The sequence below is a fragment of the Candidatus Vicinibacter affinis genome (assembly GCA_016714365.1).
Lineage (GTDB): Bacteria > Bacteroidota > Bacteroidia > Chitinophagales > Saprospiraceae > Vicinibacter > Vicinibacter affinis.
Genome location: JADJNH010000005.1, coordinates 51,831 through 65,581 on the forward strand (window position 1 = coordinate 51,831; position 13,751 = coordinate 65,581).

At 42.2% G+C, this 13,751-nt stretch carries 12 protein-coding genes; 4 read left to right on the top strand and 8 right to left on the bottom strand.

The annotated features are described in order from the left end of the window. Nucleotides 1-37 precede the first annotated feature (37 nt). The 4 genes from asnS to IPJ53_00590 all read left to right on the top strand — a co-directional run bounded on the left by asnS (nt 38) and on the right by IPJ53_00590 (nt 3,342). Nucleotides 38-1,471 (top strand): asparagine--tRNA ligase, encoded by a 1,434-nt coding sequence (gene asnS, locus IPJ53_00575; GenBank protein ID MBK7797583.1) that lies wholly within the window; start codon nt 38-40, stop codon nt 1,469-1,471. Nucleotides 1,472-1,491: 20 nt separating this feature from the next. Beyond that, on the top strand, nt 1,492-2,094 hold the full coding sequence (locus IPJ53_00580) for an OmpH family outer membrane protein (protein MBK7797584.1): 603 nt from the start codon (nt 1,492-1,494) through the stop codon (nt 2,092-2,094). Nucleotides 2,095-2,476: 382 nt separating this feature from the next. Next, nucleotides 2,477-2,881 (top strand): Hsp20/alpha crystallin family protein, encoded by a 405-nt coding sequence (locus IPJ53_00585; protein MBK7797585.1) that lies wholly within the window; start codon nt 2,477-2,479, stop codon nt 2,879-2,881. A 20-nt stretch (nt 2,882-2,901) separates the two neighbouring features. Continuing rightward, complete coding sequence (locus tag IPJ53_00590) at nt 2,902-3,342, top strand: Hsp20/alpha crystallin family protein (protein ID MBK7797586.1); 441 nt, start codon at nt 2,902-2,904, stop codon at nt 3,340-3,342. A 487-nt stretch (nt 3,343-3,829) separates the two neighbouring features. Here IPJ53_00590 and IPJ53_00595 read toward each other — a convergent pair whose 3' ends face one another. The 8 genes from IPJ53_00595 to atpF form a co-directional block, all read right to left on the bottom strand. After that, entirely contained in the window at nt 3,830-5,149 is a 1,320-nt protein-coding gene (locus IPJ53_00595) for a TolC family protein (GenBank protein MBK7797587.1), read from the bottom strand. Next, nucleotides 5,136-8,201, bottom strand: coding sequence for an efflux RND transporter permease subunit (locus IPJ53_00600; protein ID MBK7797588.1), 3,066 nt, complete (start codon nt 8,199-8,201; stop codon nt 5,136-5,138). Before IPJ53_00600 ends, IPJ53_00595 begins: the two co-directional genes overlap by 14 nt. A 4-nt stretch (nt 8,202-8,205) precedes the next feature. Continuing rightward, a complete protein-coding gene (locus IPJ53_00605) occupies nt 8,206-9,204 on the bottom strand; it encodes an efflux RND transporter periplasmic adaptor subunit (GenBank protein ID MBK7797589.1) in 999 nt (332 codons plus the stop codon). A 183-nt stretch (nt 9,205-9,387) separates the two neighbouring features. Further along, nucleotides 9,388-10,296 (bottom strand): ATP synthase F1 subunit gamma, encoded by a 909-nt coding sequence (gene atpG / locus IPJ53_00610; GenBank protein ID MBK7797590.1) that lies wholly within the window; start codon nt 10,294-10,296, stop codon nt 9,388-9,390. A 130-nt stretch (nt 10,297-10,426) separates the two neighbouring features. Beyond that, nucleotides 10,427-10,777 carry a four helix bundle protein gene (locus IPJ53_00615; protein ID MBK7797591.1) on the bottom strand — a complete coding sequence of 117 codons (351 nt, stop codon included), beginning with the start codon at nt 10,775-10,777 and terminating at the stop codon, nt 10,427-10,429. A gap of 233 nt (nt 10,778-11,010) precedes the next feature. Next, the gene (locus IPJ53_00620) at nt 11,011-12,588 is read right to left on the bottom strand and encodes a F0F1 ATP synthase subunit alpha (protein ID MBK7797592.1); all 1,578 of its coding nucleotides are present in this window, start codon (nt 12,586-12,588) and stop codon (nt 11,011-11,013) included. Nucleotides 12,589-12,605: 17 nt separating this feature from the next. Beyond that, nucleotides 12,606-13,169, bottom strand: a complete 564-nt coding sequence (atpH, locus tag IPJ53_00625; protein ID MBK7797593.1) for an ATP synthase F1 subunit delta — start codon at nt 13,167-13,169, stop codon at nt 12,606-12,608. Between the two features lie 12 nt (nt 13,170-13,181). Then, nucleotides 13,182-13,706 (bottom strand): F0F1 ATP synthase subunit B, encoded by a 525-nt coding sequence (atpF, locus tag IPJ53_00630; GenBank protein MBK7797594.1) that lies wholly within the window; start codon nt 13,704-13,706, stop codon nt 13,182-13,184. Nucleotides 13,707-13,751: the final 45 nt, after the last annotated feature.

The window sequence follows — 13,751 nt, forward strand, 5'->3', positions numbered from 1 at the left end:
GATAAACCTTAGTTTTGCAACTCAAAAATCAAATGTAATGGATCGCGTACGGATCAGTGAAGTATTGGAGCAGGATGGACAGGGTCAGGAAGTCAGTGTCATGGGATGGGTCAGAACCTTCCGCAGCAATCGTTTTGTCGCCCTGAATGATGGTTCTACCATCAACAACCTCCAGGTGGTGGTTGATTTTGAGCAGTTTGACGAATCGCTGTTGAAAAGGGTAACCATCGGTGCAGCCATCCATGCTACCGGCCTGCTGGTAGCCTCACAAGGCTCAGGACAAAAAGTGGAATTGCAGTGTAAATCCTTGTCCATCTTTGGTGACTCGGATCCTGCCGCTTACCCCCTGCAGCCTAAAAAACACAGTCTCGAATTCCTACGTCAGATCGCACATCTGCGCTTTAGAACAAATACTTTTGGCGCGATTTTTAGAATCCGTCACCACATCGCATTTGCCATCCACGAATTTTTTAACCAACGTGGATTCTATTATCTACATACACCCATCATTACCGCTTCTGATGCTGAAGGGGCAGGCGAAATGTTCAAAGTCACCACTTTAGACCTGGACAAATTGCCACGGGATGAACAGAACCAGATCGACTTCAAAGAAGACTTCTTTGGTCGCGCATCAAATCTCACCGTTTCCGGTCAGTTAGAAGCCGAACTGGCAGCCATGGCTCTATCACAAGTCTATACTTTTGGACCGACCTTCCGGGCTGAAAATTCCAATACCCCAAGACACCTCGCTGAATTCTGGATGATCGAACCGGAAGTGGCCTTTGCTGATCTGAACAGCAACATGGACCTGGCAGAAGCTTTGCTAAAATACGTCATCAAAAAAATTCTCGCAGATTGCGTCGATGATCTTAAATTCCTGAACGACCGCGAGCTGGAAGACGAAAAACAAAAACCTCAGGCAGAACGCAATGAAATGAATCTGCTCGACCGGCTAAAATTCGTCGTGGACAATGATTTCGTTCGCCTTACCTATACAGAAGCAATCGACATCCTTCAAAATTCTACCCCCAACAAAAAAGGTAAGTTCAAATTTCCGGTGGAAAAATGGGGGACTGACCTACAGTCCGAACACGAACGTTTCCTGGTAGAAAAGCATTTTAAAAAACCGGTCATCCTGATCAATTATCCGAAGGAAATTAAAGCCTTCTACATGCGCCAGAACGACGATGGAAAAACGGTAGCCGCCATGGACATTCTGTTCCCCGGCATTGGCGAAATCGTTGGTGGATCTCAACGAGAAGAGCGCTTGGATAAACTCACGGAAAGAATGAATGAAATGCACATTCCCACCGAGGAAATGTACTGGTACCTCGATACCCGCAGATATGGGGCCTGCCCGCATGCGGGCTTTGGGCTGGGTTTTGAACGACTGGTTTTGTTTATGACCGGCATGACCAATATCCGCGACGTCATCCCTTTCCCACGCTTCCCGGGTAATGCAGAATTTTAATCTCATCAGAAAATCAACATATGAAAAACTTAAGCTGGATCCTACACGCCGTCTCTTTAATCGCCATCATTTATTTATTGACTCAAAACAATAAATTAAAAAATAATTCCACCGCAGCATCTTCAACTACCACAGCCAGTTCATCTGGCACGACTTCATCCGATGCTGATTATCCTATTGCTTATTTTTATTCTGATTCTCTGCTCAGCCAGTTGAGTTTTTTCAAAGAGGGCGAACAGTCTTTTAAGAAAAAACAGGAAAACATGATGGCTGAATTAAAAAATAAAGAGGGCGGCCTTCAGCGCGAATTCCAGAAACTCCAGGAAAATGCCCCTAACATGACCCGCAAAGAACTGGAAGCCGGCCAGCAGAAACTTGCGAAAATGGAGCAGGAACTCATGATGCGCAAAGAAAATATGGGTGCCCAATTTGCCGAAGAAACTGCCGAATTCAACGATAAACTACACGCCAAAATCACCTCCTACCTCCAGGAATTGAACGCCAATAAAAAATACAAATTTGTCTTCTCCGTCGCACGCGAAGGCAACATTTTCTACGCCGACTCTGCACTGGACATCACACCCACCATGGTCCAGGCGCTGAATGAAAAATATGGAAAATGAGTTAATTAGCTAATGAGTTAATTAGCTAATTAGCTAATTGAACTTATTCAAAACTGGAATGATTCACTAGTTTGAATCATTCCTATAATCAGATGAGAAAGGACTTTAACTAATGAGCTCATAAGCTCATTTGAACAAGTGATAAAAATCGATGGATTCACATATGTGAATCCATCGAAAAACCAAATGAAAAGGCCATTAACCCATTAACTAATTAACTCATTAGCTAATTACCCATCCTGCCTTTTTGTCCACATCCCACCACTAATTTCAGCCATATTGTCATATAATTTTATTGAAATTCTGCCAGATTGATCAATTTTCGGCATTGGTACGTCCTTTGATCCATGATTTCCATTATTAACTTTAAAATCTATAAATCATGTGGACCAATAGCATCCAATTCAAAAATCCTCAAAACTGTGTAAGACCATCCGACTATTTACCTAAAGTAAAGATCAGCCAGGAGGGCATGGAATTTATTCCGGTGAATATTCTGGAGAATCCAAGCCAATATATGCTGAGATTTAATCTGGCGGGATATGACAAATCAGAAATAAAAATCAAAACAGAAGACAATCTGATTACCATCTCTACGCATCCTGCAGAAAATACCAATGCAGACAAAATCAGATTGAGTGAGTTCAAGAAAATGGAAATGAAGAGAAATGTCAGGATTCCTGTGGACGTCGTGAAAGAATCCATTCAGGCGAAGTATGAAAACGGAATACTGGAGATCATCATGCCCAAAAATGAGAATCTGAATAAAAGCATCAACATTGAATAATTATAAAAATAAATAAAATTATGAAACGTAATTTTTTCTATCCGATCACACCCATGGCCAACCAAATCGGCACCATGGTAGAAGATTTATTAAACAATGGTTTAAATGATTTTTTTGGTGGACAGGCTTTTCAATCCACGGTTCCTGCGGTAAACGTGAGTGAAAACGAAAATTCATTTATTGTTGAGGTCGCAGCTCCGGGACTTAAAAAAGAAGATTTCAAAGTATCTGTTGAAAAAGGATATTTGAACATCTCTACCAGTCAGGAAAAAGAAACCGAAGAGACAAAAGAAAATTATACCAGAAAGGAATTCAGCTACAGCAAATTCTCCAGAGCATTCAAATTGCCTGAGCATGCTGATGCAGCTAAAATTTCCGGCAGCTACAACAACGGGGTGTTAAAACTAACCATTGAGAAGAAAGTAGCCATCAAAGATGAGAAAACCATCGAAATTCAATAAAAGACAGTAATTGTTTTCGTAGTTAATTGTTCTAAAGTTCAGGGTTAATTTTTGAAGAGAAGACCGCGTCGCAAGATGCGGTCTTTTTAATTCTAAAAAACAGGAAATAATTTATTTAGAAATATTTTTGAATCCTGTTGATTAAGCGTAATTCAGAGTCAGGTAAATTTTATGGGGATTAATTAGAAATTAAACATCTTTAATAATTGGGTGACTGACCGATTTCCGCAATGCGGAATGAAGCACGACAGTGCTTCAAGGGAAGGAACCGCGAAAGCGGCTAACGAGAAAATTAGAGAATTAGAGAATTTGAAAATTAGCTAATGGATGACTGAACGATTTCCGCAAAGCGGAATGAAGCACGACAGTGCTTCACGTGAAGGAACCGCGAAAGCGGCATGAGGAAATGCTTGCATTTACGGAACAGCGAAAGCTGAAATTCTTTGACTTGGAATAGAAATTCTAATGCTTAATATGGGTTATATATTTATTTTGGAGAACTTAACTTGTCCGAAAGTTTACCGGACAAATAATCAACTTGTAATTTAGCCAACATAGATTCATACAAGGCGTCCTGCATTTTGGCAGCAATGTCTATGATGTCAAACTGCACTTGAGAGAATTCTAAACTGGTGATAGTGGCAAGCCTGAATTTTTCTTTGATGACTTCTAAATTTTCTTTGGCCAACTCCATTCTGGATTGCTCCAGTTCGTAAATTTTTAAACTTTGTGCAGCTTTTCTGGTGTTCAACTGTATCTCATAATCAGTATTGCTGGCCCACATTTCTTTTTGTAAAGCAAGCGACTGTAGGGAATAATCGAGTGCTTTGGATGATTTGCTGATGCGTCTCCCATCAAAAAGTGGAACGGAAATTTGCAATTGCGCGATGGGACCATAGTTCAACGAAAACAAATTGAATCCTGCCTGATTTTCTGTTCTGTTAAAATTATAGGCACCAAGAAAATTTAAAGACGGAATTCTCTCTGCCAACAATTCTCTTTTAGCAAAATTGTTGACCAACATTTGCTCATTTAAAATTCTTAGCTGTGGATGTTGATCATAATTCAAATTAATTCCTACCGCAGAAATATTTTCTCTCCCCGAAATGGTGTCAGTCAATTTTGGAAAAGCAATTTGCTTCTCCTGCATCAAATAAAAAAGTCGGGCATAAGCATCCCGCACATCGTCCTCTTGTTTGCTGAAAATAATCTGCAATTCCTGTAAATCCAATTTAGCTTTTAGGAGATCTGACTTGCCGGTGCGTCCCAGCTTAAATTTCTTTTCTTCCAGATCAACTCGGTCTCTTGACACTTCAATTTGCTCAAGGGTCACTAAACTCAAATTTTGCAACCTGATGACATTGTAGTAAGCAGCAGAAACATCGTATACCAAAGAGAGAATTTCTGATTCAATATTCAACTGACCTATACGCTCTATTACCTCCAACCGATCTTTGGTCGCATACAATTTAAATCCATTGAAGAGATTCCAGTTGAGCTGCACATTGGCATTGATGACTTCTGAGAGGGCATTATTCCGTTTGATTTCAGTACCGTTCACCAACTTTTGTTCCAGACTATTGCTGGAGAAGGAAGGGTTTGCGTTGAATCTCAATTCCGGATAGGCTCCTGCGTTGGTCCAGTTGTTGTTGTGCGCCGCCAAAGCAGCATCATTTTTTGCAATTAGCACACCATAATTTTTACTGACGGCCACCTGTAATGCTTCAGATAAACTCAGACTGCCCTCCTGAGCAACGGCTGCTTGAAGAATAGTAAAAGCGCAAATAACTATTTTAAACTTCTTCATCCTTTTGCTTCTTGGGTGATGATAGAAATGTATACATCGCAGGAATCACAAATAAGGTCAGAACAAGTGCAAACAACAACCCGCCCATAATGACCACACCTAGTGGAATCCTGCTGGACGAAGCCGAACCAAAAGAGAACGCAAGCGGTGAAGCACCTAAGGCCATGGCCAAGGTGGTCATCAAAATTGGTCGGAGCCGTTCTTTGGATCCTTCAATCACTGAAGTCAATTTACTTTCTCCTTTCCTTCTTTTTTGATTGGAAAAATCAACGATCAGAATTCCATTTTTGGTCACCAGACCGATGAGCATGATCATTCCAATCTGAGAAAAAATATTGATGGTTTGATCGGTTAACCAAAGAGATAACAGCGCGCCAAATATGGCCAACGGAACAGTAACCATGATGATGAAAGGATCGACAAAACTTTCAAATTGTGCAGCAAGCACCAGAAAAATTAAAACCAACGCCAGTACAAATGCAAAACCAACGCTACCGGAACTTTCAGCAAAATCTCTGGACGTGCCACTCAATGCTGTGGAATAGGAATTGTCCAGAATTTTATCTGCAATTTTTTTCATTTCTTCAATGCCTTCTCCAAGAGTAAAGCCCGGCGCAAGTCCTGCTGAAATGGTGGCAGATTTGTAACGGTTGAAATGATATATTGTCGGGGTGTTAATTCCTTCAGAAATGTCTACCAAATTGTCCAGACTGATGGAATTGCCATCCTTAGTGCGCACATAAAATGTCTTCAGATCGGAAGGGGCATCCCGAAAATTACGACTCACCTGACCAATGACCTGATATTGTCTGCCATTCATGGTAAAATATCCAAATCGCCTGTTGCTGAGTGCAAGCTGAAGGGTTTGGGCTACATCCTCCACACTCACACCAAGGTCTGAAGCCTTCAATCTGTCTACTTCTATCTTCAGTTCCGGTTTGTTGAATTTAAGATCTGAATCGATATTGATTAATTTAGGACTTTTGGCTGCCTCCTCCAGGAAGGTTGGCAGTACGGACTTTAACTTTTCAAAATTACTGTTCTGAATTACAAACTGTACTGGGAGGCCACTTCTTCTGCTGACGGAAATGGTTTGTTCCTGGATAGGGAAAGCCCGGCCTTCGCCTATCTTCGAGAGACTCTTGCTTACTCGCTGCACAATCTGATCCTGGCTGCTTTTTCGTTGGGACGGCTCTGTTAAAATTACCCTTACAAAACCGGTGTTGGCCGCTCCGGATCCTGTAAATCCGGGCGAGGTAACGGACAGGACTACTTCATGTTCCGGAACTGAGTCCATCATCAGCTGACTGAGCTTGTCCACATACTTATCCATACGGTCGTAAGAAGTACCTTCAGGGGCACTTACCTGAAGCCTGAACTGACCGCGGTCTTCCATTGGCGCCAGCTCGGATGGAATGGCATTGAAAAAATAATAACTCCCTCCAAGACAAATAACCAATACGACAATTGCTATCCATCTGAATTTTAAAAAATTGGTAAGCAATCTACCATATCCATTTTCAAGTCCTCTGAAAAAAGGTTCGGTGACCCGATAAAACCAACCCGGTTCTGTGGATTTTCTGGAAGCATAAACGTTCAATACTGGCGTCAGTGTAAGACTCACAAAGGCCGATATCAGCACCGCTCCTGCCACTACCACCCCAAATTCTCTGAATAAACGACCTACAAATCCCTGAAGGAAAATAACCGGAATAAACACCACCGCTAGGGTAATGGAAGTCGCAATTACTGCAAAATAAATTTCCGATGACCCCTCTCTGGCTGCCCTCATTTTGGACATGCCGGCCTCCATTTTTTTAAAGATATTCTCTGTTACGACAATGCCGTCATCCACCACTAAACCGGTCGCCAGAACAATGGCAAGAAGGGTTAATATATTGATGGAAAAACCAGCCAGATACATGACAAAAAATGCGCCGATCAAAGAGACCGGGATGTCAATCAATGGCCTTATGGCAATGATCCAGTCCCTGAAGAAAAGAAAAACGATCAATATCACCAGTAGCAATGCGATCATTAGGGTTTCTTCTACTTCCAGGATGGCCTTTTTAACAAATTTGGCCTGATCCAGTGCCACATTAATTTCAAATTCTGCAGGTAAGGTGGCTTTGATTTGCTCGATTCTCTTGTAAAATTCATCAGATATGGCAACATAACTGGTTCCCGGTTGGGGCATTACAGCAATGGCAATCATGGGCACTCCACTCTCTTTAAGAATAGTCTCTTCGTTTTCCGGTCCCAGTACTGCCTCTCCAATGTCTTTCAGTCTGATTTCCGAACCATTTACCGAACGGATCAGCAAATCATTAAATTCTTGCTCTGTCTGCAATTGACCGACAGTTTTTACGCTGAGTTCGGTTTGGTTTCCTGCTATTTTCCCAGAAGGAAGCTCTACGTGTTCCCGGCTCAGCGCTTGCTGCACATCCAGCGGAGTTAGGTTGTAGGCACTCAGTTTGACAGGATCCATCCAGATACGCATGGCGTAACGCTTTTCTCCCCAGATCATGATGTTGCTGACACCGGGAATTGTCTGTAGTCGTTCCACCAAATGGTTATATGCAAATTCTGTCAGTTCCAGAGGATTCCTGGAATTGCTTTTGACCGTCATGGAGAGAATAGGCTCCCCACTGGCGTCCGCTTTGGTAACGGTTGGTGGGGCATCCAGATCATTAGGTAGATTTCTTACTGCCTGGGATACTTTATCTCTAACATCATTGGCTGCTTCTTCCAGATTTACACTCAACTCAAACTCTACCGTAATGTTGCTGTTGCCCTGACTGCTGAGGGAGGTGATGTTCTTGATTCCTGCAATGCCATTGATGGAATTCTCCAGTGGCTCAGTTATCTGGGATTCTACAATCTCTGCGTTCGCACCGGGATAAGAGGTTCTTACGGTGATGTTGGGAGGATCAATTGCGGGATAATCTCTTACCCCCAGACTCTTATAGCCAATGTATCCAAACAGGATAATGGCAAGATTCAGAACCACTGCCAGCACGGGGCGATTAAGGCTGAGGTGGGATAGATTCATCGGATTAATTAATGGATTGTATTTTAGCCGGCGCACCAGGTTTCAGACCCATGATACCGGTAATCAACAAGGTGTCTCCTGCCTGAAGACCTGAGAGGATTTCTACCCTGGAAGAATCTCTGTAACCCAGGGAAACCACTTTAAACTCTACCAAACCATTTTTCAGGATGGCCACTTTCTTATCTCTTGCCTGTGGTATGATACTCTGACTGGGTACCATGATGCTCTTGGTCTTATTTTGAAATGGCATACTGACCTCAGCAAAGAGTCCGGGTTTCAATCCATCAGCTTTACCCATTACCCTTGCTTGCACCTTCAAACTTCTAGTCTGCTGATCCATGGCAGATTCGGTGGATTCCAATTTTGCCTTATATACTTCCTTGGAATTTTGGCAGGTAAATTCTAAAACCTGTCCCAATGATATCTTACTGATGTATCGTTCCGGAATGGAAAACTGAACTTTCAATAGATCTTCCTGACTGATCGAAACCAGGACATTGCTAGGTGTGCAATAGGCCCCCGGACTCATCATCCTCAAACCCAGGGTCCCTGAAAAAGGTGCCCTGATCTCAAATTTGCTCAACTCTGCTCTCAGAATATTCAAATCCGCCTGCAGGCTTTTGACTTCCAGCAGTGCCTGGTCATATTCCTGTTGACCTATGGCCTGGGCTTTTAACAATTGATTTTGTCTCTGCTCGGTGTTTTGCGCCATTTCCAATTGGACCTTGAGCTTAGACAGTCTTGCTCTCTGCTCGATGTTGTTTATTTTGGCAAGCAACTGGCCTTTTTTTACTTTTTGTCCATCCTTGAACAATACGGACTCAAGAATACCGGAAGTTTCTGTTCGGATGTCGGTCTGTTCATTGGGAATCAGGCTACCCGGAATTCTCAATGACTCATCAAGCTGTTCCTCCTTTACGATGTAGGCATCCACCAACGAAGGCTTCTTGGGAGGTGGTCCGGTTGGCACATTAGGTTTTTGTTCCTGTTTGCAGGAAACCATTATCAGGGCTAAGGAAAAGCCCGAAATTTTTATAAAATTGGACCGAAAAAACATAGGCGACAAAAATAAGAACAATGACTTTGTCAAAATGTTAAATCATCCCGGTGAATGATTTTTCAGTTGATTGATGTTCGGTCGATCAAATGCTGAGCAAAATTAAAGCGGTAGGTATTTTCAATTTCACTATCCGCCCAGTGCAGCCGCTCCGCCAACGATTTCGGAAAGCTCCTTCGTGATGGCCTCCTGACGTGCTTTGTTGTAATTGATTTTCAATTCACCCAACATGGCTTCAGCATTTTCAGATGCCTTGTCCATGGCTGTCATCCTTGCTCCCAATTCTGAAGCAAGATTGTCCAGTGTACATTTAAATAGTTGCGATTGCAGAATGGATGGAATCAATTCCTGCAATAATTCTCCTTGCGCAGGTTCAAATAGAAAATCAGGAACCACTTTGTCGGTTGGCGTTCCTGCAACAGGTGGAGCAGCAATTACTTTTGGAACCGGCAAATATTGTTCTACTTCCGGAAACTGAGTCGCGGCATTTTTAAATCTTCCGTAAAAGATTTCTACCTGATCCACTTTTCCGGTTTTAAAATCTGACATGATGCCATCGGCAATACCAGCAATTTTTTCAAAACTCAATCCTGAAAATGCCCCCACATGATCGCTGTTGATGGGACATTGTGGATACCTTCTTCTAAAATATTCAAAACCCTTTTTTCCAATAAAAAGAAAACTCAATTTTCCTTCTTTGGCCTGGGTGCTGTATTGCTCATTGATTTGTTTGGTCGCAAGCTTGATGATGTTGGTGTTGAAAGCACCGCAAAGTCCACGATCAGAAGTAATGACAACCATCAGTGGATTCTTTTTTTCAGTAGCCCTTGCAAAAGCCTCCGCACCCTGTCCATCAGAAAAACTCATGATGTTTTTCATCATGGCATTTAACTTATTGGCATAAGGACGCATCTGCACAATAGCCTGCTGGGCTCTGCGCAATTTAGCAGCCGATACCATCTTCATCGCTTTGGTAATCTGCTGAGTCGATATCACCGACTTTATCCTGTTACGTACCTCTTTTAAATTTGCGGCCATAATTTTAATTTATAATTAGAGAATTAGAGAATGTGAAAATTAGAGAAATGGAGAAGGCGTAACTAAATCTATTAGGCGTAAGTAAACTAGATCTAACATCAACTTTGGAAGTGTACTAGCTCGGAAACTTTCATTTCTTTTTCAAGCTACCTAGAATTGCATTTAGAATTTTTCTGATATCCTCCAGTTCATTGTTTAGGCTGTTACAATCCGGATAGCTCAGAGAATTTTGGCACAATTTGAACCAATAAATTGTTTCATTCAATTCTTTTGAAGCCAATTTCATTTTATGAATAAAATCAGCTTTGCTCTCCGCATCTTGTGCTTCCGAAATATTTGCACCTATTGAAGTTCCTGATCTCAGCAGTTGATTTGCAATTACAAATTTTCTGTCTTTCTCCAGAATTTCAACATACTCTATCAATTTCAATGAAAATAATACTGACTTTTCAAGTATTACATTATTTCCAGAATCTCTCATTCTGCATATTTTAGGGTGTTAAAAATGTTATTAATATATTGCTCTATTCGCTCTCAAATCAAAACTCCCTCATTCCCCAATTCTCTCATCCTCTAATTCCCAAATTCTCCAATTAGCCGCTTTCGCGGTTCCTTCACTTATCGTGCTGTCGCATGATACTCTACTGAAGCATAGATCGTTCAGTCATCTCTAATTCCCCAATTCTCACATTCTCTAATTCTCTAATTCCCCAATTACTTCAACTTCATCTCCCCGGCCATCTTCTTTAGAATGGCGAGGTCTGCATCATCCAGTTTTCCTTTTCTGAAATTCTCAAGAATTTCCGGATGTTTTTGGTCAAGTTCGGTATAGAGCAATGTTTCAAAATCTTTTACTCTTTCCACCGGAATATCTTTTAGCAAATTGTTCGTTCCAAGGTAAATCAGCGCCACTTGTTTTTCTACAGTAACCGGTGAATATTGTGGTTGTTTCAATACTTCCACATTGCGCTTTCCTTTGTCAAGTACAGCTTTTGTAGCGGCATCCAAATCAGAGCCAAATTTAGAAAAAGCTTCCAGTTCGCGATATTGCGCCTGATCGAGTTTCAGGGTTCCGGATACTTTTTTCATGGATTTGATCTGAGCATTACCACCCACCCTGGATACAGAGATACCCACGTTGATGGCAGGTCTGATACCCGCATTGAAGAGGTTTGATTCCAGGAATATCTGTCCGTCGGTGATCGAGATTACGTTGGTAGGAATGTAGGCAGAAACGTCACCCGCCTGTGTTTCGATAATGGGTAAGGCGGTCAAAGATCCTCCACCTTTTACGATACCTGCATTCTTAAGTGAGTCTGGCAGGTCATTCATGGTTCGTGCTATCTCGTCGTTGTTGATCACTTTTGCAGCTCTTTCCAACAACCTGGAGTGTAGGTAAAATACGTCTCCCGGATAAGCCTCACGTCCCGGAGGTCTTCTAAGCAATAGAGATACTTCACGGTATGCTACGGCCTGTTTGCTGAGGTCATCATAAATAACCAATGCCGGACGGCCGGTGTCCCGGAAAAATTCTCCGATCGCGGCACCGGCAAACGGTGCAAAGAATTGCAAAGGAGCAGGATCAGCAGCAGAGGCTGAAACTATCGTAGTATAAGGCATTGCCCCATATTCTTCTAAAGTACGGGCAACTTTCGCTACCGTCGAAGATTTCTGTCCGGAAGCCACGTAGATGCAATAAACGGGTTCTCCACGGTCGTAGAATTCTTTTTGATTGATGATGGTGTCAATGGCGATGGCAGTTTTACCGGTTTGGCGGTCGCCAATGATCAATTCCCGCTGGCCACGACCAATCGGAATCATGGAGTCAATCGCTTTGATACCGGTTTGTAGTGGTTCATTTACCGGTTGACGGAAAATAACACCGGGGGCCTTTCTCTCCAATGGCATTTCATATTTAACACCCGGAATCGGTCCTTTACCGTCGATGGGCTGACCCAGAGGGTTCACCACACGGCCTACAAAACCTTCTCCAACTTGTATAGAGGCAATTTTAGAAGTCCTTTTTACCCGGGAACCTTCTTTGATTCCGGTCCACGGACCCATGAGTACGACACCCACGTTGTCCTCTTCTAGGTTAAGTACGATGGCTTGAACGCCAGTTTCGAATTCAACCAACTCTCCTGCCTGTGCATTCGTAAGCCCATAAACGCGGGCGATACCATCACCAACAGTGAGTACCGTTCCAATTTCTTCGAGTTCAGCTGCGGTGTTAACACCTGAAATCTGTTGCTTCAGAATAGCTGATATTTCTTCGGGTCTGATATTTACCATGATAAGAATTTTAGTATTTAAGATTTAACCACAAGATTAATGTACGATTTGTCATATAGATTGGTGCGCATTTGATCCAACTGGCGTTTGGCTGTTGAGTCCACTTGCTGTCCATCCAATTCAAAGATGATACCCCCGATAAGAGAGGCATCTGTTTTTTGTATAATTTCTAAAGTTTCACCGGGTTTCAGCCATGGATTGAATCGGTTTCTGATTTCAACCAACTGAGTTTCGCCCAAAGGCTGAGCAGAGGTTACCACAGCAGTGCGGATCTTATTGATGCTTTTGAATTGCTGAATAAATTCTGTGCAAATCTGCGCCAAAACAGGTTCTCTTCCTTTTGAAATGAGGAGGTTCACAAAAGCATTCGTAAGGTCAGAAATATGAGTGCCCAGGATGGTTTTAAAGATTTCCATTTTCTTGTCTCCATGAATAATGGGACTTTTGAGCATTAAAGCAAAATCCCGATTCTCACAAACCGCTTGAATGGTTCTGATGTCCTCATGCACCTCTTTGAGTGCAGACTTTTCGGTAGCCAGATCTATGAGAGATTTGGCATATCGTCCGGCAATTTTTGACATTGACATTATTTATCAGTTTACTTTGATCTCGTCAACCAGTCTTTTAATATAGTCCTGCTGATTTTGGTCTGTTTCCAATTTCTGTCGGATGATTTTCTCAGCAATATCCACTGCCATCACACCCACTTGATTCTTTACGTCCACAAGGGCAGATTTTTTGGCATTCTCAATATCATTTTTTGCATTGACCACAATTCTCTGAGCCTCCTCTTTAGCCTTGTCACGTGCCTCTGCAACAATTTGATTCGCTGATTCCTTGGCATCTCTCAGAATGCGCATTTTTTCTTCTCGTGCCTCATTCATGATCTGCTCATTTTCTGATTTCAGCTTCATCATTTCCTCTTTTGCATTTTTTGCAGCATTCAAGGAATCCTGGATATCGTTTGCACGACTGTTCAGGGCGCTGATGATAGGTTTAAAGGCAAATTTGCCAATAATCAACCAAAAAATAAGAAAGATCAGTGAGGACCAGAACAGCAAACCGAAAGTTGGCTTTATTGGACTGAAGTCTATTGAAAGTAAGATTAAAGAATCCATGCTTTTAGATTTAAATTCAAAAAGAACAGGTACAGCAACCAACCG